This is a genomic window from Pseudomonas sp. LBUM1648, from assembly GCF_059716145.1.
On record NZ_CP166808.1, the window covers coordinates 4,068,909 to 4,088,130 of the forward strand.

The 19,222-nt window shown below is 59.5% G+C and carries 13 protein-coding genes; 8 read left to right on the forward strand and 5 right to left on the reverse strand.

Translation table 11 applies throughout. From position 1 onward, the window contains the following. Nucleotides 1–89: 89 nt before the first annotated feature. The 3 genes from ACA043_RS18465 to ACA043_RS18475 form a co-directional block, all read right to left on the reverse strand. Entirely contained in the window at nucleotides 90–3,764 is a 3,675-nt protein-coding gene (locus ACA043_RS18465; RefSeq protein ID WP_497657630.1) for a translocation/assembly module TamB domain-containing protein, read from the reverse strand. Next, a complete protein-coding gene (locus ACA043_RS18470; protein WP_489880279.1) occupies nucleotides 3,761–5,488 on the reverse strand; it encodes an autotransporter assembly complex protein TamA in 1,728 nt (575 codons plus the stop codon). Before ACA043_RS18470 ends, ACA043_RS18465 begins: the two co-directional genes overlap by 4 nt. A gap of 65 nt (nucleotides 5,489–5,553) precedes the next feature. After that, nucleotides 5,554–6,204 (reverse strand): GNAT family N-acetyltransferase, encoded by a 651-nt coding sequence (locus ACA043_RS18475; protein ID WP_187681035.1) that lies wholly within the window; start codon nucleotides 6,202–6,204, stop codon nucleotides 5,554–5,556. 303 nt (nucleotides 6,205–6,507) lie between these two features. On the opposite strand from ACA043_RS18475, the gene xthA reads away from it, so the two are divergent. Together xthA and ACA043_RS18485 are read left to right on the forward strand one after the other, a co-directional pair. Beyond that, a complete protein-coding gene (xthA, locus tag ACA043_RS18480) occupies nucleotides 6,508–7,320 on the forward strand; it encodes an exodeoxyribonuclease III (protein ID WP_497657631.1) in 813 nt (270 codons plus the stop codon). A 154-nt stretch (nucleotides 7,321–7,474) separates the two neighbouring features. Then, nucleotides 7,475–8,809 carry a phosphate ABC transporter substrate-binding/OmpA family protein gene (locus ACA043_RS18485; RefSeq protein WP_187680442.1) on the forward strand — a complete coding sequence of 445 codons (1,335 nt, stop codon included), beginning with the start codon at nucleotides 7,475–7,477 and terminating at the stop codon, nucleotides 8,807–8,809. A gap of 56 nt (nucleotides 8,810–8,865) precedes the next feature. Here the strand turns inward: ACA043_RS18485 and ACA043_RS18490 are convergent, their stop codons facing one another. Then, nucleotides 8,866–10,095: an acyl-CoA dehydrogenase gene (locus ACA043_RS18490; protein ID WP_187680443.1), complete on the reverse strand. Its 1,230-nt coding sequence runs from the start codon at nucleotides 10,093–10,095 to the stop codon at nucleotides 8,866–8,868. A 171-nt stretch (nucleotides 10,096–10,266) separates the two neighbouring features. Here ACA043_RS18490 and ACA043_RS18495 point away from each other — a divergent pair, with 171 nt between their 5' ends. The 4 genes from ACA043_RS18495 (at nucleotide 10,267) to ACA043_RS18510 (ending at nucleotide 14,439) form a co-directional block, all read left to right on the forward strand. Then, a complete protein-coding gene (locus ACA043_RS18495) occupies nucleotides 10,267–11,196 on the forward strand; it encodes a LysR family transcriptional regulator (RefSeq protein ID WP_187680444.1) in 930 nt (309 codons plus the stop codon). A gap of 70 nt (nucleotides 11,197–11,266) precedes the next feature. Then, complete coding sequence (locus ACA043_RS18500) at nucleotides 11,267–11,668, forward strand: MerR family transcriptional regulator (protein WP_064117756.1); 402 nt, start codon at nucleotides 11,267–11,269, stop codon at nucleotides 11,666–11,668. A gap of 46 nt (nucleotides 11,669–11,714) precedes the next feature. Next, nucleotides 11,715–12,614 (forward strand): hydroxymethylglutaryl-CoA lyase, encoded by a 900-nt coding sequence (locus ACA043_RS18505; protein WP_497657632.1) that lies wholly within the window; start codon nucleotides 11,715–11,717, stop codon nucleotides 12,612–12,614. A gap of 602 nt (nucleotides 12,615–13,216) precedes the next feature. Next, a protein-coding gene (locus tag ACA043_RS18510; RefSeq protein ID WP_123367138.1) for an IS3 family transposase occupies nucleotides 13,217–14,439 on the forward strand; the annotation gives its coding sequence in 2 pieces (ribosomal slippage) (nucleotides 13,217–13,568 and nucleotides 13,568–14,439; 1,224 coding nt in all). Between the two features lie 118 nt (nucleotides 14,440–14,557). Here the strand turns inward: ACA043_RS18510 and ACA043_RS18515 are convergent. Next, a complete protein-coding gene (locus ACA043_RS18515) occupies nucleotides 14,558–16,252 on the reverse strand; it encodes an AMP-binding protein (RefSeq protein ID WP_497657633.1) in 1,695 nt (564 codons plus the stop codon). A gap of 178 nt (nucleotides 16,253–16,430) precedes the next feature. On the opposite strand from ACA043_RS18515, the gene ACA043_RS18520 reads away from it, so the two are divergent. Next, nucleotides 16,431–17,594 carry an isovaleryl-CoA dehydrogenase gene (locus tag ACA043_RS18520; protein ID WP_187680447.1) on the forward strand — a complete coding sequence of 388 codons (1,164 nt, stop codon included), beginning with the start codon at nucleotides 16,431–16,433 and terminating at the stop codon, nucleotides 17,592–17,594. Between the two features lie 12 nt (nucleotides 17,595–17,606). Beyond that, the gene (locus tag ACA043_RS18525; RefSeq protein ID WP_497657634.1) at nucleotides 17,607–19,214 is read left to right on the forward strand and encodes a carboxyl transferase domain-containing protein; all 1,608 of its coding nucleotides are present in this window, start codon (nucleotides 17,607–17,609) and stop codon (nucleotides 19,212–19,214) included. The last annotated feature ends 8 nt before the right edge of the window (nucleotides 19,215–19,222 follow it).

A 19,222-nucleotide genomic window follows, 5' to 3' on the forward strand; every position in this document is an offset into this window, starting at 1 on the left:
ATCGCAGCCATCGGCAGCGCCTACAGGGATTGAGTAAACCCTTGTTGAAGCTGCCGATGGCTGCGATCTTTTGATTTTTCAGAGGTGAATCAGAAATCGCGCTTGTAGAAGATATCCAGCGAACTCGCGACGCCACTGGCCGCTTCGAGGTAAACCTTCTTGCTCAGTTTGTAACGCAGGGCAATGGTGCTGGCCGGTTCAAACACGCCGACGCCATAACGCAAACTGAGTTTTTCGGAAATGTTGCCGCTGGCCACCACGCTGGTGGTGTTGCCGCTGCCCTGGGTGTCGAGCTGGAAATCCTGAATGCCCAAGTCCTTGGCCAGACTGCTCGTCACCCCGGAGCTGCCCATCAAGCCGAGACCCAACGCCGCTTGCGCGAGCATGTTGTTGTCTTCGCCGCTGGTACTCAGCGGACGACCAAGAACGAGGTAGGACAGCGCCTGTTCCTGGCTCATCGCCGGTTCCGAGAAGATCTGCGTAGTCGGCTGCTCGGCACTGCCGCTCAGGCGAATACCGGCGATCACGTCGTCAGTCTGGCGAATCGCCTCGATGTCCAGATACGGCTGATCGAGGGGGCCTGCAAACAGCAGACGTGCACGCCGCACCGTCAGACGCTGGCCGTAGGCGCGGTAACGTCCGTCGTTGAGCCACAACTCGCCACGGGTGTCCATGTTGTCGCCGATGTGCACCTGACCTTGCAGGTTGGCGGTCAGGCCGAAGCCGGCGAAGCTGAGTTTGTCTTCGCCGACGACTACATCGATGTCCATTTTCATGGCCATCGGTGGTTTGCCCTCTTCGGTCTGCGCGCCGACGATGATCGTGTCATCGGAGACTTTCACCGTCGATGGCGGCAATTCGCGCACGGTGATTTCGCCTTTGGGCACCAGCACTTTGCCGGCAATCTTCAGCTCATCACCGGCCATGGAAATCTTCAGGTCGGGCGCCACTTCAAGGTTGGCGTATGGCTCGACGGTGACCGGCAGTTGCGTACCTTTCAAAGCGAGATCAACCACCAGCGCCTGACCCCAGGCGACGTTGCCGTTCAGACTGCCCTGCCCGGCCTTGCCACTTTTCCAGCCGCCGTCCAGACGCACCGACTCACCGGCAATCACGGCTTGCAGTTGCAGATTGTTGAGTTCCATCGGCAACTCGGCACCCGACACTTCGCCGTCGCTGAGCTGCACCGTACCGTTGACCAGCGGTGCCAGTAGCCCACCGGAAATCGTGCCGCTACCGTTCAAGCGCCCGGTGAGTTTCTCGACCATCGGCACAAACGGCCGCGCCACCGACAGATCCAGCCCACTCAAGCGGAACGAGCCGCTCAGCGGCTTGTTCTTCGGCAACGGATTGAGTTGCGCCTGCACCATCAATTCGCCGAGTTTGCCGCCGACGAAGTTGAGGTCGGTGTCGATACGCTTCGGCGAGAGTTTGCTGGTGAGCTTGAGGGTCTGGTACGGGAAATCCAGCCACTGATCTTTCTCACGCATGCGCAGCGTGCCGCCACTGGCATCGACGCTGATCACACCGTTCGGGCCGCTGGCCGGCACGTCCAGTTGCAGATCGGCGTTGAGCTTGCCCTGCCAGGCGAAATCCTTGGGCAGCCACTGCGCCAGACTCTCAATCGGGAATTGCTTGAGGTGGTAGCGCAGTTTCGGATCGGGCATCAGCCGTTGATCTTCACCGCAGAGGCTGGCGCTGCCGGACATCCAGCAGTGGGCGCCAAAGTTGATTTTGCCGTCGGCCAGACGTTCGAGTTTCGCTGGGTTTTGCAGCTTCCAGTCCTGGCCACCGGCCTGAATGTCACCGCTGGCCAAGCGTCCACGCCAGTTGCCCTTGTCGAGATTGCCGTCCAGGCCCAACGCCAGTTTCAGTTTCGGCCCGAGCAGATCGAGGTTGAGTTTCTGGCTCTTGATGTCGCCTTGGGCACTGGCGGTCAGTGTACCCAGCGACGTGTCGCCGGCCTGAATGCCAGAACCCTTCAGATCGATCTTCGCCCGTTGCGCACTGTCGAGGGTGGCGTCGAGGTTGAGGCTTTGCAGGCGATTGTCCTGGAAGGCCAGTTGCGAACCTTGCAGACCTAGCTTGCCTTGCGGCGCTTTCAGCGTACCGGCTACGTTGACCTGGCCGTTGATCTGCCCGCGCAATTGCGGCCAGAGCTGGGCCAGACGCGACAGTTTGATGTCGATCTGCCCGGTGAGTTTCTGTTGCAGGCTGCCCTTGCCGATGATGCTGTTGTCGCCGAGGCGGATTTGCAGGGCGTTGAGATTCCACTGCTCGCCCGCACCGTCAGCCTTGGCTTGCAGGATCGCCGGTTGGCCGCGCAGTTTGCCTTTCAGATCGAGGTCGGCGGTGAGGCTCAAGCGCTCGTTCTTCATTTCGCCTTTGCTTTTCAGTGGCCCGGCCAAGGTGCCCGGCAGCTCCGCGACCCAGTACGCCGGGTTGAGCGCTGACAGATCCAGCGCCGTGTCCCAGGCGATGCCGTCGGCGAACTGCACGTTCACATGCCCTTCGGCCTTGCCCTGCCCGGCTTCCATTTTCAGTTGCGGCAGTGCGATCTGTTTAAGGCTGCCACTGAACGGACTGCTCAGGCTGAACGCCCCCGCCGGGCCATCCAGCGCGGCGGCGAAGTTACCGATGTACTGACCGTCGGTGTAGGAGACTTCGCCATTGAAGGTGCGCAAGGCGACTTGCGGCTCGTCGATTTCGTTGTAGAGCCGATGCCACGGGAAGTCCTGCCAATTGATGTTGGCTTGAGCCGTGATGCCTTTGCTCCAGTCGACGCTGCCGGTGAGCTTGAGGCTTTGCTTGTCGTTGGCGCTCAGGTCGAGCCCGGCGATTTGCGCGCCGCTGGCGTCGACCTTGCCTTTGAGCAACAGCGCCACCGGGCCTTTTTCCGCCGGCAGCGTGGCGTTACCGAGCAACTGGTAACCGTTTTTCAGGTCGCCTTCGCCGGTCAGCACCAGTTGATTGAGTTGCAGGGGGTCCGGCAGGTCGGCGCTCGGCTTGAACGCCTCGGAAGTGATGCGCACCTTGGCCGGCAGGTTCTCCGCCAGCGGTTGCAGTTCGCCGCTCAACTGGCCATCGAGGTAGCCACGGCTGTCGGCGTGCAGGTTGAGGGTTTTCAACAGGTCGCCGTCGATCTTTAACGCCAACGTCCATGGGCCGGTGCCCGGCGACGGCAGGGTCAGATCACCGGCGATGTTCAGTGGCCAGTTACCGGAGGGTTGCAACAGACCGGACAGATTCAGGCTGAGCTCGTCGCGCTGCAATTGCACGCTGTCGATCTGCATGCCCTTGGCGGTCCAGTGCGCCGCCAGTTTCAGGCCTTTGAGTTGTTCGCTGCCGTTAAACAACAGGCTGCCGACCTGCACGTCGCCCAGCTCGAGGGCCACCGGTAATTGCAGATCCGGCAGTTTGATCGGACCGCTTTGCGTAGTTTCTTCGCTCGGCGGGAATTGCAGAATGACCTGATCAGCCTTGAGCTGGTCGATGCACAAGGTCATGCGCGTCAGGCACAGCGGCGACCAGGCGAAAATCGGCTTCTGCAACTCGACGCGGCTGCTGTCTTGCTGCCACAACAGGTGATCGGCGCTCCATTGTCCGCCGAGGCGACCCTGGAAATTTTCTACGCTCAAACCCGGCACCAGACCCAGCGCCCAACGGCTGCCAGCCTGCGTACCCAGCACCGCAGCGACGCTCAAGACAATCAACAACACCAGCGCCAGAAGCGTCAGTGCCGTTATTTTCAAACCACGTTTCACAGCTCAGGCCCCATGGAAAAGTGCAGCCGGATGCCGCCATCGTCGTCCAGCGCGTGGGCCAGGTCGAGGCGGATCGGCCCCACCGGCGAGACCCAGCGCACACCAATACCGACCCCGGTCTTGAGGTTCGGCAGTTCGAGTTTGTTGAAAGAGTTGCCCTGGTCGACGAAGGTCGCGACCCGCCACTTCTCGGCGACCGAGTATTGATACTCGACGCTGCCGGCAACCATGTAACGGCCACCGATACGTTTGCCGTCGGAGTTCTCCGGAGACAGGCTCTGGTAGTCGTAACCACGCACGCTCTGATCGCCACCGGCGAAGAAACGCAGCGACGGCGGCACCGACGCGTAACCGTTGGTGGCGCTGCCGCCGACCTGCACGCGGCCGAGCAAACGGTGTTTGTCGAACACCGTGGTCAGGCCTTTGACCAGCGCGGTGCCATATAGAAGGTTGTTGTCCGAGCCGAGGCCTTCCTTCGCGACTTTGCTTTCAAAGGTCAGGCGATAGCCGTTGTGCGGGTCGATGCGGTTGTCGCTTTTCAAGTACGAATAACTGATGCCGGGCATCAGCAAGGTACTCAAACCCGAGTCATCACCGAGCTCGTATTCCTCGCGCTGCCATTTCAGCGAGATCACCCGTTGCCAGCCACTGGGCAACTTGCTGTGCCATTCCGGGCCGAAGGTCAGCAGCTTGCTCAGGGTGTCAGAACCCTCGATGTCTTCGAATTGATAACCACCGGCCCAACGCAATTTGTCGGTCAGCGGCGGGTCGAGCGGAATGTCGTAGAAGAGGCCGACGTTCTGCCGTGGCGCCGAGAGTTCGGCTTCCCAGCCATAACTGTCGCCCTGCGGATTGACCCAATGGCGCGTCCAGTTGGCCTTGATCCGTGGCCCGACGTCGGTCGAATAACCGAGGCCCAGGCCCATGGTGCGCGGCTTGCGCGTGTCGAGTTTGACGTCGACCGGGATCACCTCGTTTTTCGCGGTGGTCGGTGCGGCATCGACGCGCACACCTTCGAAATAGCCGCTCGATTGCAGGTCGCGGTTGAGTTCGGCAATCAGCTCGGAGTCGTAGGGCTCGCCTTCCTTGAACGGCACCATGCGTTGCAGCAGGTCTTCGTCGAACGGCGTATCACCCTCGAAACTGACTTTGCCCAGCGCATAACGCGGGCCGCTTTCGTAGATCAATTCAACATCGGCGACACCGGCACGCGGGTCGACCATGAGTTTCTGGCTGGTGAAATGGCCGCTGAAATAACCGAAGCGCGAGGCCTGATTCTGGATCAGCCGCTTGGCGTCTTCGTAGCGACCATGGTTGAGCACCGCGCCGGGCTTGAGCACGTCGGCTTTCGGCACGCGAAAGGATTTAAAGGAGGCAGCCGGGCCGTCGACACGGATTGTGACGTTGCGCAGACGAATCGGTTCGCCGGGATCGATGTTCAGCACCAGACGCGGTTTTTCGCCGCCCTTCACGTCGCTGTCGATCTGCGGCTGATAGTAGCCCAACGCCTGGGCCGCCTTGCGCGCCTGCTCTTCGGCACCGCGACTGAAGCGCAGCAAGGCTTCTTCGTCACGGTCACCGAGGCTGCCGATATAGCCTTCTATATTGGCCTTGAGTTCATCGTTGGACGGTTTGATCCGCACATCCAATTCACTTTGCGCCAGCGCCGCGCAGCTGGATAACAGCATGAGCACGCCACTGGTAAATCTTCCTGGAAACTTCATGGCGCGAATGCTATCACGGGCTTGGGAGCGTAATAGAAGAGGAAATTTCCCAAGAAGTTCGATTGCTATGCTGTTGCAGTTTGTAACACCTGAGGGTTGGCGTGGAAAAATACGTGTTCGCGCACCGGGCCGACGGCAACTTCGCCAATCTCCTGATAACCCTGACGTTTATAGAATTCCAGGTAACGCGGGTTGCCGGTATCGAGCACCACGCCTTGCGAGGTTTCGTCCACCGCGCACCAGTTGTGCACGGCAGTCAGCAGTTGCTCACCGAAGTGTTTGCCCTGGAACTGCGGGTGAACACCCAGCAGCGGTAACATGTGCACCGAATCGCTCGGCACGCACGCGGCCACCGCATCGTGATATTCCAGGTAGCGGCGAGTACAGCGGAAACCGGTGCTGAGCACCATGCGCAGGCGCCACGCCCAGCTCTCGGTGATGCCCAAACGGCGTTGCGGCGGTGCGATCAGGGCGATGCCGATCAGGCGGTCGTTGACCAGCAGGCCGATGGCCGGCAGATCCTGCAGGAAGTGTTGCTTTACCAATTCGCGCACCGTCGCCCGCACCCGCTGCTCGTAGCCGGGACGCTCGGCTTCGAACAGGTAGCCGAAAGTCGGCTCGTGGCGGTAGGCCTGATACAGCAGGGATCGTGCTTCGCGGGAATAGCCGCGGTCGAGCATATGAATGTCAGCGATGGCGGTCTGGGTTTCAGGCATGACGGTGATTCTCCCCGGGGCGCGGCTAAAATGACTGCGCTCTTGTTGGTACGAACCTATTGCCGTTGGCACAGTTCCCCACAGGTATAGACCAACCTTGGATCTTCATCGAACGGGCGACCGCCAATCGCGAGCAGGCTCACTCCTACAGGGGTACGCATTTCAATTGTAGGAGTGAGCCTGCTCGCGATGACGCCGGTTCAGACAACATTTATCTGGCAGGCAAAAGCGATTTCCCCTACCCCACACTGGCCCCCACCCCACATGTCAGCTAGCATCGCCCTTTTGCCAGGACTGCCGACCATGAAGATTGTTTCCTTCAACATCAACGGACTGCGCGCGCGTCCGCATCAGCTGGCAGCGCTGATCGAAAAACACCAGCCGGACGTCATCGGCCTGCAGGAAACCAAAGTCCACGACGACCAGTTCCCGCTGGAAGAAGTACGTGCGCTGGGCTATCACGTGTATTTCCACGGCCAGAAAGGTCACTACGGCGTCGCCCTGCTCTCGCGTCAGGAGCCGATCGCGATTCACAAAGGTTTTGCCACCGACGAAGAAGACGCCCAGCGCCGCTTCATCTGGGGCACTTTCGCCGACGCCAACGGCGTGCCGGTGACGATCATGAACGGCTATTTCCCACAGGGCGAAAGCCGCGACCATCCAACAAAATTCCCCGCCAAGCAGCGCTTTTACAGCGATCTGCAAGCCTTGCTGGAAAGTCAGTTCCACAATGAACAGCCGCTGGTGGTGATGGGCGATGTGAACATTTCCCCGGAAGACTGCGACATCGGCATCGGCCCGGACAACATGAAGCGCTGGCTGAAAAGCGGTAAATGCAGCTTCCTGCCGGAAGAGCGCGAGTGGATGGCCCGCCTGAAAAACTGGGGCCTGACCGACAGCTACCGCCACCTGAACCCGGACGTGACCGACATGTTCAGTTGGTTCGATTACCGCAGCCGTGGGTTTGAAGACGAGCCGAAGCGTGGCCTGCGCATCGACGTGATCCTCGCTTCCCACGGTTTGTTGCCTCGGGTGAAAGCGGCGGGTGTCGACTATGAACTGCGCGGGATGGAAAAGCCTTCGGACCATGCGCCGATCTGGCTTGAACTGAGCTAAAAACAAAAGATCGCAGCCTGCGGCAACGCCTACAGGGGAATGATGGGTTTGCTGTAGGAGTTGCCGCAGGCTGCGATCTTTTGACCTGTAATCTTTTGGTCATGCGCCTGACTTAATCTCCCCGGCAATCCCCTTGGCTTGATTCGGTGCCGGCATGACCCTGCGTGTTCTGTGCGTTTTTCTCTTGAGTGGATGGCTGACGGTCTCCGCCGCTGCACTGCCCATCCCTGAAAACGGCCCGGCATTGCGCATCCAAGGCTCGAACACCATCGGCGCCGAACTCGGCCCGGCGTTGGTCGAAGGCCTGTTACGGGAACAAGGGCTGCTGAAGATCCACCGCGAAACCCCGGACAGCGCCAACGAACTGCGGATCGTCGGCCAGTCTGCCCAAGGTAAAAGCGTCGTGGTGGAAATCGCAGCCCACGGTTCCAGCACCGGCTTCACTGCGCTCAAAGCCGCCGCTGCCGACCTCGCCGCCTCCTCCCGCCCGATCAAGGACAGCGAACTGCTCAGCCTGCAATCGCTCGGCGACTTGAAAAGCCCCGCAGCCGAGCAAGTCATTGCCATCGATGGCCTGGCAATCATCCTTCACCCCGACAACCCGTTGCAGCAACTGGACACCGAACAACTGGCGCGGATCTTTGCCGGCGAGGTGAAAACCTGGGAAGACCTCGGCGGCCATGGCGGGGCGATTCATTTATATGCACGCGATGATCAGTCCGGCACCTACGACACGTTTAAGGAATTGGTCCTCAGTCGTCGTGGGAAAAATCTGAGTAGCGTTGCGAAAAGGTTTGAATCCAGCGAGCAATTGTCCGATGCCGTCAGCGCCGATCCGCAAGGCATCGGTTTTATCGGTTTACCTTACGTGCGCCAGGCCAAAGCGGTGGCGATTGCCGATGGTGCGTCGCAGTCGATGCTGCCGCTGAGCAGCTTGATCGCCACCGAGGACTATCCCTTGTCCCGCAGGTTGTTCTTCTATATGCCGCCGAATAGCAAGAATCCTTGGGCGAAAGCATTGGCGGCGTTCGCGCAAAGTCGTCAGGGCCAGGCGATCGTGGCGGCCAACGGGTTTATCAGCCAGACCGTTCAGGCCATGACGGTCGCACCGAATGCGCTGATGCCCGAGGGTTACCAATCACTCAGCCGTCACGCCCAGCGTCTGACAGTGAACTTCCGTTTCGAGGAAGGCAGCGCGAGCCTGGATAACAAGGCGCGACAGGATCTGGCCCGGGTGCTCGACTATATAAAGCGTCAAAACAAGACTGATCGCACGGTGACGCTGATTGGGTTTGGTGATGTAAAGGACGACCCGGCGCGCGCGGACTTGCTATCGAAACTGCGAGCGATGGCGGTGCGGCGGGAGCTGGTGAAGAACGGCGTGGTGTTGCGTGAGGTTCGCGGGTTTGGAGCGCAGATGCCGGTGGCGGCGAATAGTGCGGATGAGGGGCGGATCAAGAATCGACGGGTTGAGGTTTGGGTGTATTGAATTTGATGATTGATCGTTCCCACGCTCCGCGTGGGAACGATCACCGCTGTGCTGGATCAGCGCTCGCTACGCAGCATCTCCTTCGGCACATATTTGCCGATCTCGAACTTGCCGATTGCCGCGCGGTGTACTTCGTCCGGGCCGTCGGCCAGGCGCAGGGTGCGTTGCATGGCGTACATGTAGGCCAACGGGAAATCGTTGGAAACCCCTGCCCCGCCATGGATCTGGATCGCCCGGTCGATCACACGCAGTGCCACGTTGGGTGCGACGACTTTGATCTGCGCAATCTCACTCTTGGCCACTTTGTTGCCGACGGTGTCCATCATGTACGCCGCTTTCAGCGTCAGCAGGCGCGCCATGTCGATTTCCATCCGCGAGTCAGCGATCTTGTCGATGTTCCCGCCCAAACGTGCCAGCGGTTTGCCGAATGCAGTGCGGCTCACCGAGCGTTTGCACATCAATTCCAGCGCACGCTCGGCCATGCCGATCGAACGCATGCAGTGGTGAATCCGGCCAGGGCCAAGGCGACCCTGAGCGATTTCGAAGCCGCGTCCTTCACCGAGCAGAACGTTTTCGTACGGCACGCGCACATTGTCGAACAGCACTTCGGCGTGACCGTGCGGCGCATCGTCATAGCCGAACACCGGTAGCGGCCGAACGATTTTCACGCCCGGGGTGTCGACCGGTACGAGGATCATCGAGTGCTGGGCGTGGCGCGGTGCATCAGGGTCGCTCAGGCCCATGAAGATCAGGATCTTGCAGCGCGGGTCGCAAGCGCCGGAGGTCCACCACTTTTTGCCGTTGATCACCCACTCGTCACCATCGCGCACGGCGCGAGCGGCCATGTTAGTGGCGTCGGAGGAGGCAACGTCCGGTTCGGTCATGGCAAACGCCGAGCGGATCTCGCCGCGCAGCAGCGGTTCGAGCCAGCGTTGTTTCTGTTCTTCGTTGGCGTAACGCACCAAGACTTCCATGTTGCCGGTGTCCGGCGCCGAGCAGTTGAACGGCTCTGGGCCCAGCAAGGAACGGCCCATGATTTCCGCCAGCGGTGCGTATTCAAGGTTGGTCAGGCCGGCGCCGAGTTCCGACTCAGGCAGAAACAGGTTCCAAAGGCCTTCGGCTTTGGCCTTGGCTTTGAGCTCTTCCATGATCGCCGTCGGCTGCCAGCGATCGCCTTCGGCAACCTGGCGCTCGAACACGGCTTCGGCCGGGTAAACATAAGTGTCCATGAACGCGGTCACGCGCTCACGCAGTTCTTGCACCTTGGGCGAATAAGCGAAATCCATGAGCAGCTCCCGATGGTTAAGGCAGTTCTTGAGCAGAGGTTGTTTAAGTCATGCAATCGATGCTAGAACAGCGCTGATAATTTACCTAGCCTATTCTCGGCGTGTATAAACATTCATCACCGATATATGATCCAGTGATCGTCAGCCCTTAAAAACAAGAGAAGCCGCGTTATGAATCTGAGCAAGGTCGACCTCAACCTTTTCATCGTCTTTGACGCGATCTACACCGAAGCCAACCTGACCCGCGCCGGGCAGATTGTCGGCATCACTCAGCCAGCGGTGTCCAACGCATTGGCGCGGTTGCGCGAAACCTTCAACGATCCGCTTTTTGTGCGTACCGCCCAGGGCATGGTGCCGACGCCGATGGCGCAGAACATCATTGGCCCGGTACGCAACGCACTGTCGCTGTTGCGCGTGTCGGTGCAGGAAAGTCGCATTTTCAACCCGGCGCAAGCGGTCAAGACCTACCGCATCAGCATGACCGACCTGACCGAAGCAGTGATTTTGCCGCCGCTGTTCCAACGCCTGCGCCGTCTGGCGCCAACAGTGATCATCGAAAGTTTCCTTTCCAAACGCCGGGAAACCACCAAGGAACTGGCGGCCGGGCGTCTGGATTTTGCCGTGGACGCGCCGCTCAACACCGACCCGCAGGTGCGCCACGTCAAGTTGATGGAAGACCGTTACGTGTGTGCGATGCGCAAGGGCCATCCGATGGCGGGCAAGGAAAAGCTTTCCCTCGATGACTATCTGTCGCTGACCCACATCCATATTTCCAGCCGCCGCAGCGGTTTGGGTTATGTCGATCTGGCGCTGGGCAAAATGGGCATTCAGCGCAAGATCGCCCTGCGCTCGCAGCATTACCTGATGGCGTCCCAGGTGATGCAGCAGACCGACATGGTCATGACTGTGCCGGAGCGTTTCGCCCGGCGGCATGAACTGCATGCGTTTAATCTGCCGGTCAATGATGTGCCGCCGGTGGAGACTCACCTGTACTGGCATGAGAGTACCGACCAGGACCCGGCGAATCGCTGGATGCGCGAGCAGATGATCGAGTTGTGCCAACAGGTAACGGCGCATGAGAAGAAGCTGGATAAGGCGTAAGCAGTCCACGCTTGACGTAAACGTCAACCTGCCATTAGCTTAGCGCCAAGACCTTTTTTCGAGCGCTTTCATGAGCAGCCAGACTTACAGCATTTCCGACCTCGCCCGCGAGCTGGACATCACCACCCGGGCGATCCGCTTTTATGAAGAGCAAGGCCTGCTCAGCCCCGAGCGCCGAGGCCAGGAACGCATCTATTCGCCCCGCGACAAAGTCAGCCTGAAGCTGATCCTGCGGGGCAAGCGCATCGGTTTCTCGCTGGCCGAGTGCCGCGAACTGATCGAACTCTACGACCCGTCCAGCGGTAACACCAAACAGCTCAACAGCATGCTGGCGAAAATCAGCGAGCGGCGCGAGCAGTTGGAGCAGCAGTTGCTCGACATCGAACAGATGAAGCTGGAACTCGACACCGCCGAAGAGCGCTGCGTGCAGGCGCTGGAGCAGACGCTCAAGAGCCAGCAAGCGGTTCAGTAAACCCACAAAAATCCCCTTGCATTCAGATAATCAGCAGGCTCAGCCCATGTCCCTCCCCTCCCAAGTACGCCTGATCGAAGTCGGCCCGCGCGATGGCCTGCAGAACGAAGCGCAACCCATCAGCGTCGCCGACAAGGTGCAATTGGTCGACGCATTGAGCGCCGCCGGTCTTGGCTATATAGAAGTCGGCAGTTTCGTCTCGCCGAAGTGGGTGCCGCAGATGGCCGGTTCCGCAGACGTGTTCGCGCAGATCCAGCGCAAACCCGGCGTGACCTACGGCGCATTGGCACCGAATCTGCGCGGGTTTGAAGACGCCATTGCCGCCGGGGTCAAGGAAGTCGCGGTGTTCGCCGCTGCCTCCGAGGCGTTCTCACAGCGCAACATCAATTGCTCGATCAGCGAGAGCCTGGCGCGGTTTGCGCCGATCATGGAAGCGGCGAAACAGCATGGCGTTACCGTGCGCGGTTACGTTTCCTGCGTGCTCGGCTGCCCGTATGAAGGCACGGTCGCGCCGGAGCAAGTCGCCATGGTCGCCCGCGAGTTGTACGCGATGGGCTGCTACGAAGTGTCTTTGGGCGACACCATCGGCACCGGCACCGCCGGCGCCACTCGCCGTCTGTTTGAAGTAGTGTCGGCAAAAGTGCCGCGCGACAAACTCGCCGGGCATTTCCACGACACTTACGGCCAGGCCATGGCCAACATCTACGCCAGCCTGCTCGAAGGGATTGCGGTGTTCGACAGCTCTATCGCCGGCCTCGGCGGCTGCCCATACGCCAAAGGCGCGAGCGGTAACGTCGCCACCGAAGACGTGGTGTACCTGCTCAATGGCCTCGGCATCGAGACCGGTATCGATCTGGACGCCTTGATTGCTGCGGGTCAGCAGATCAGCGCCGTGCTCGGTCGCCCAAGCGGTTCGCGCGTGGCCAAGGCCCGTAGCGCGCAGTGAGGGAGATGGTGTTACCGCTGCGTCCAGAGTGTGGTCGCAAGCGAGTAACACGGAAACAAATTGTCTGGTTTCGGCTGAGCGAAAAACTCACCAAAAATATCAAACCATTGATTTATAAGGATTTTTAAAAGTTGGCACGCGTTCTGCTATCTCTATGGCATAACAAGAATAAAAAGCAGCAAGCCAATAAAAATAAGACGTACCGACTCTGACATAACAAAAACAACACGACAGAGACGCAGCTAACAGATTTTTTTGGAGAAGGTGTGCTTTTCAGGGTGCTCTCAGGAGTGACCCGCAACCGGGCAGAGAACAATAAAACTACCTTCAGGTAGCTCCCGAATCGGTTGGATCGTTTAACGAGAAAGCAGATCAGCGCTCAAAAAAATACGTTTGCTCTTGACCCCGGATGGGGGTCGCCAAAAACAGCGGTAAAGGGCCACGGTTACCAAAAACAACAACAGACCGACCCTCAATAATAAAAAAGAGCACGCGACGACAAAATTAAAGGGGAGCCTCGGCTCCCCTTTGTGCTTTCTGTGTTTTGTGTGTCCCGTCCTGAATAAGGTTTACACCTTCTGACCCATTCTCAGGAGGGAGTAATGAATACGGGAGAAAGGCGCAGTCAGCGTGATTACACGCTGACCTTTAAATTGTCGGTCGTCGATCAGGTCGAAAAAGGCGAGTTGAGTTATAAAGAGGCTCAAGAGCGCTATGGCATTCAGGGTAAAACGACCGTACTGAACTGGTTACGCAGGCATGGTCGGCAGGACTGGAGTCAAGGCGCGTCCATTCGCTCCAAGAGACCCCGTTCCATGGATGAGCCCGATAAACCCCTGACACCCGAACAGCGAATCAAAGAGCTTGAAGAAAAGCTTGCCCAAGCCAACCAGAAAGCTCAGTTTTTCGAGGCCGTCGTTGACGTTTTGAAGAACGACTTCGGTGTTTCTGTCGTAAAAAAGCGATCCGGCAAGTCCTCTCCCAAGGGCAGATCCAAGGCCTGAGCATCAGTAGGGCTTGCCAGTTCATGGGGATTTCCCGTCAGGCTTATTACAAGCGCAACCGGGCGTGTGATGCCCGGGCCCGTCATGCCCAGGAAGTGATGGGATTCGTGAGGGAAAAGCGACTTAGGCAGCCGCGCCTTGGCACCCGAAAACTTCACAATCTAATGCGCACTGAGCCAGAAGTGTCCGTAAAGGTTGGTCGAGACCGTTTATTCGATATCTTGCGAGATCGGCGCGAACTGGTTCCCCGCAGACGGGCGTATCACAAAACGACAGACAGCCATCATCGCTTTCGCCGGCATCCAAACCTGCTCAAAGATGGACCGATTCAGGTAGTCGCCAAGGCGCCAGAGCAAGTATGGGTTGCGGACATCACCTACTTACCGACGCAAACGGGTGTGGCTTATCTGAGTTTGATCACCGATGCGTACTCTCGAAAAATCGTGGGGCACCATGTCCATGAAAGCTTGCACACCGAATCGGTGATCCAGGCGTTCAACAAAGCCCTCAGGCAGCGGACAACGGAGCAACGCCTGGTGCATCACTCGGATAGAGGCGTCCAATACTGCTCCGAGCTTTATCAGCGGCTGCATGCCAAATACGGCATCACCTGCTCAATGACCGATGGCTACGACTGCTACCAAAATGCGTTGGCTGAGCGTGTGAACGGGATTTTGAAAAACGAGTTATTGCTGCATCGCCCCAAAGATTTTGCAGAGGCCATCCGGATGGTGGACGAGTCGGTGCAGATCTATAACAACGAGCGGCCTCATCTGTCGCTGAAATACAAAACGCCCGATGCGGTGCATCGGGCGTTTTGAGGCTGAAACAGGTGTAAACCTATTTCAGGACTAGACAGTGTTTTTAAAAGATCGCAGCCTGCGCAGCTCCTACACCGATCCCCTGTAGGAGCTGCCGCAGGCTGCGATCTTTTGATCTTCAATGCAGCGCCTTCAACTCCTCGATACTGATCTCACGCATCCTGAATTTCTGGATCTTGCCCGTCACCGTCATCGGAAACTCTTCGACGAACTTGAAGTGTCGCGGCGTCTTGAAGTGTGCGATGCGCTCCTTGCACCAGGTTTGCAGCTCCAGCTCGGAAGCGCTGTGGCCGGGGTGAAATTTGATCCAGGCAACAATCTCCTCACCGTAACGCGAACACGGAATGCCGATGACTTGCACGTCCGCCACCGCCGGATGGGTGAAGAAAAACTCTTCCAGCTCACGCGGATAAATGTTCTCGCCACCACGGATGATCATGTCCTTGTTACGCCCGGCGATGTTCACGTAACCCTCGTCATTCATGCTCGCCAAGTCGCCGGTGTGCATCCATCCGGCCTCGTCGATGGACTCGGCGGTGGCCTGCGGGTTGCTCCAGTAGCCGAGCATCACGCTGTAACCGCGGGTGCAGAGTTCGCCGATAGTGCCGCGTGGAACCAGGTTGCCAGCCTCGTCGATGATCTTGCTTTCGAGTTGCGGCTGGGTGCGGCCGACGGTGGTCACGCGCAGCTCCAGTTCGTCGTTCGGCCCGGTCTGGAGGGAAACCGGACTGGTTTCGGTCATGCCATAGGCGATCTGCACTTCGCTCATGTGCATCTCGCTGATGACCCGGCGCATCACTTCGATCGGGCAGGTAGCACCGGCCATGATCCCGGTGCGCAGGCTCGACAAGTCGAATTCGGCACGCTGCGGCTGATCGAGCATGGCAATGAACATGGTAGGTACGCCGTACAGTCCGGTGGCTTTTTCCTCGGCGACGGTTTGCAGGGTCAGCAACGGATCGAAGGCATCGTTGGGATAAATCATCGTGCTGCCGTGGGTGATGCACCCGAGGTTGCCCATGACCATGCCGAAGCAGTGATACAGCGGCACCGGGATCACCAGTCGATCAAGCGGGGTCAGGCCGATGCTTTCGCCGACCATGTAACCATTGTTGAGAATGTTGTAATGACTGAGGGTCGCGCCCTTGGGAAAACCGGTGGTGCCGGAGGTGTATTGAATGTTCACTGGTTGATCAAAGTGCAGGCTGTCGCTGCGTTCGCGCAATTGTTGCGGGGAGATGCTGACGGCCAGATCGGCCAGTTGCGACCACGGCAGAAACCCTGGCGGCGGCTGGGTGTCGAGACTGATCACCCCGCGCAGATCCGGCAGGCGTTCGCTGCGCATCTGGCCGATGGACTGCTCGGCCAGTTCCGGTATCAGCCCTTGCAACATGCCGTGATAGTTGGAGGACTTGAACGCGCCGGAGCAGACCAGCCATTGGCAACCGGATTGCTTGAGCACGTATTCCAGTTCGGAGCTGCGGTAGGCCGGGTTGATGTTGACCAGAATCACGCCGATCTTCGCGGTGGCCACTTGCGTGATACACCACTGCGCGCAATTCGGTGCCCAGATACCGAGCCGGTCACCGGCCTGTAAACCCAATGCGAGCAGGGCTCTGGCATGCAGATCCACCGCGTCGGCCAGCTGTCGCCAGGAATAGCGCAACTGCTGATGCCGCACCACTAGCGCCTCGCCATCGGGGTATTGCGCAACGGTCTGGTCGAACTTCTGCCCGATGGTCATCGCCAGCAAGGTTTTGTCCTGGGAGCCACGGTTATAGCTGCGCTGCGGGTTTGCACTGGGTTGATCCATGACGACCCCTATTGTCTTTATTAGTGGGTTTAGCAATCTTGAACTGCCCCTACTCTCGCTCAAGTTGACGTTAACGTAAAGGGTGATTGACAGTCATTCCTCACAGGCTTACGTTAACGTAAAGGTGAGAGCGGCACGACCGCCCTCCCCACCCTACAAAAAAGCCAAAAGGTGACCCATGAGCTACCCATCCCTGAACTTCGCCCTCGGTGAAACCATCGACATGCTGCGCGATCAGGTTCAGTCCTTTGTCGCTAAAGAGATCGCCCCACGTGCGGCGCAGATCGACAGCGACAACCTGTTCCCGGCCGACATGTGGCGCAAGTTCGGTGACATGGGCCTGCTCGGCATCACCGTGCCGGAAGAGTACGGCGGCGCTGGTTTGGGTTATCTGGCGCACGTCGTGGCGATGGAAGAAATCAGCCGTGGCTCGGCCTCGGTGGCGTTGTCCTACGGCGCGCATTCCAACCTCTGCGTCAACCAGATCAACCGCAACGGCAACCACGAACAGAAAATCAAATACCTGCCGAAGCTGATCAGCGGCGAGCACGTCGGCGCGCTGGCCATGAGCGAGCCGAACGCTGGTTCCGACGTGGTCTCGATGAAACTGCGCGCCGACAAACGCGGCGACCGCTACGTCCTCAACGGCAGCAAAACCTGGATCACCAACGGCCCTGACGCCAATACCTACGTGATCTACGCCAAGACCGATCTGGAAAAAGGCCCCCACGGCATCACCGCGTTCATCGTCGAGCGCGACTGGAAAGGCTTCAGCCGCAGCAACAAGTTCGACAAACTCGGCATGCGCGGCTCCAACACCTGCGAGCTGTTCTTCGATGACGTCGAAGTGCCGGAAGAGAACATCCTCGGCGTGCTCAACGGCGGCGTGAAAGTGCTGATGAGCGGCCTCGACTACGAACGCGTCGTGTTGTCCGGCGGCCCGACCGGGATCATGCAGTCGTGCATGGACCTGATCGTGCCGTACATCCACGACCGCAAGCAGTTCGGCCAGAGCATCGGCGAATTCCAGCTGATCCAGGGCAAAGTCGCCGACATGTACACCCAACTCAACGCCAGCCGCGCTTACCTCTACGCGGTGGCCCAGGCTTGCGAACGTGGCGAGACCACCCGCAAAGACGCCGCCGGCGTGATCCTCTACACCGCCGAACGCGCCACGCAAATGGCCCTCGACGCAATCCAGATTCTGGGCGGTAACGGTTACATCAACGAATTCCCTGCGGGTCGCTTGCTGCGTGACGCCAAGCTGTACGAAATCGGCGCCGGCACCAGTGAGATCCGTCGCATGCTGATCGGTCGCGAACTGTTCAACGAAACCCGCTAAACGGAGCTGGCCATGGCAACCTTGCACACTCAGCTCAACCCGCGTTCAGCGGAGTTTGCCGCCAACAGCGCGGCAATGCTCAAACAGGTCGACGCTCTGCAAAACCTGCTCGCCCAAGTGGCGCAGGGCGGCGGCGCGAAAGCTCAGGAACGGCACACCTCGCGGGGCAAACTGCTGCCGCGTGAGCGCATCAACCGCTTGCTCGATCCGGGTTCGCCATTTCTGGAAATCAGCCAATTGGCCGCCCACGCCGTTTATGGCGAAGACGTGCCGGCCGCCGGGGTGATTGCGGGGATTGGCCGGGTCGAAGGCGTTGAATGCATGATCGTCGCCAACGACGCGACCGTGAAAGGTGGCTCGTACTATCCGCTGACCGTGAAAAAGCACCTGCGCGCGCAGACCATCGCCCAACAAAACCGTTTGCCATGCATTTATCTGGTCGACTCGGGCGGCGCCAACCTGCCACGCCAGGACGAGGTGTTCCCGGATCGCGAGCACTTCGGGCGGATCTTCTTCAATCAGGCCAACATGAGTGCGATGGGCATTCCGCAAATCGCCGTGGTCATGGGCTCGTGCACCGCTGGCGGCGCTTATGTCCCGGCGATGGCCGACGAAGCGATCATGGTGCGCAATCAGGCAACGATTTTCCTCGCCGGCCCACCGCTGGTGAAAGCCGCGACCGGTGAAGTGGTCAGCGCCGAGGATCTGGGCGGCGCCGACGTGCACTGCAAGATTTCCGGAGTCGCAGACCATTACGCCGAGAGCGACGAACATGCCCTCGCCCTCGCCCGCCGCAGTGTCGCCAACCTCAACTGGCGCAAACTCGGTGAAGTGCAACAGCGCGCACCGATTGCTCCGCTCTACAGCAGCGATGAGTTGTACGGCGTGGTGTCGGCTGACGCCAAGCAACCGTTCGATGTGCGCGAAGTGATCGCGCGACTGGTCGACGGCTCGGTGTTCGATGAATTCAAAGCGCTGTTTGGCACCACGCTGGTCTGCGGGTTCGCTCACCTGCACGGCTACCCGATCGCGATTCTGGCAAACAACGGCATCCTCTTCGCCGAAGCCGCGCAAAAAGGCGCGCACTTCATCGAACTGGCCTGCCAGCGCGGCATCCCGCTGCTGTTCTTGCAGAACATCACCGGCTTCATGGTCGGTCAGAAATACGAGGCCGGCGGCATCGCCAAGCACGGCGCGAAACTGGTGACCGCCGTGGCTTGCGCCAAGGTACCGAAATTCACCGTGATCATCGGCGGCAGCTTCGGCGCCGGTAACTATGGCATGTGCGGTCGCGCCTACGATCCGCGTTTTCTGTGGATGTGGCCGAACGCGCGGATTGGCGTGATGGGCGCCGAACAGGCCGCCGGCGTGCTGGTGCAGGTCAAGCGCGAGCAGGCTGAGCGTAGCGGCCAGGCGTTCAGCGCCGAGCAGGAAGCCGAGATCAAGCAACCGATCCTCGACCAGTACGAAGAGCAGGGTCACCCCTACTATTCCAGCGCACGGCTGTGGGACGACGGCGTCATCGACCCGGCGCAGACCCGCGATGTGCTGGCCCTGGCCTTGTCCGCGTCGCTGAACGCGCCTATCGAACCGAGCCGCTTCGGCGTGTTCCGGATGTGATCGGGAGA

What these genes read in the sequence shown, in the direction of transcription:
- ACA043_RS18470 (WP_489880279.1), bottom strand. Translation starts at nt 5,488, where the DNA reads ATGAAGTTTCCAGGAAGATTTACCAGTGGCGTGCTCATGCTGTTATCC.
- ACA043_RS18475 (WP_187681035.1), bottom strand. Translation starts at nt 6,204, where the DNA reads ATGCCTGAAACCCAGACCGCCATCGCTGACATTCATATGCTCGACCGC.
- xthA (WP_497657631.1), top strand. Translation starts at nt 6,508, where the DNA reads ATGAAGATTGTTTCCTTCAACATCAACGGACTGCGCGCGCGTCCGCAT.
- ACA043_RS18485 (WP_187680442.1), top strand. Translation starts at nt 7,475, where the DNA reads ATGACCCTGCGTGTTCTGTGCGTTTTTCTCTTGAGTGGATGGCTGACG.
- ACA043_RS18490 (WP_187680443.1), bottom strand. Translation starts at nt 10,095, where the DNA reads ATGGATTTCGCTTATTCGCCCAAGGTGCAAGAACTGCGTGAGCGCGTG.
- ACA043_RS18495 (WP_187680444.1), top strand. Translation starts at nt 10,267, where the DNA reads ATGAATCTGAGCAAGGTCGACCTCAACCTTTTCATCGTCTTTGACGCG.
- ACA043_RS18500 (WP_064117756.1), top strand. Translation starts at nt 11,267, where the DNA reads ATGAGCAGCCAGACTTACAGCATTTCCGACCTCGCCCGCGAGCTGGAC.
- ACA043_RS18505 (WP_497657632.1), top strand. Translation starts at nt 11,715, where the DNA reads ATGTCCCTCCCCTCCCAAGTACGCCTGATCGAAGTCGGCCCGCGCGAT.
- ACA043_RS18515 (WP_497657633.1), bottom strand. Translation starts at nt 16,252, where the DNA reads ATGGATCAACCCAGTGCAAACCCGCAGCGCAGCTATAACCGTGGCTCC.
- ACA043_RS18520 (WP_187680447.1), top strand. Translation starts at nt 16,431, where the DNA reads ATGAGCTACCCATCCCTGAACTTCGCCCTCGGTGAAACCATCGACATG.
- ACA043_RS18525 (WP_497657634.1), top strand. Translation starts at nt 17,607, where the DNA reads ATGGCAACCTTGCACACTCAGCTCAACCCGCGTTCAGCGGAGTTTGCC.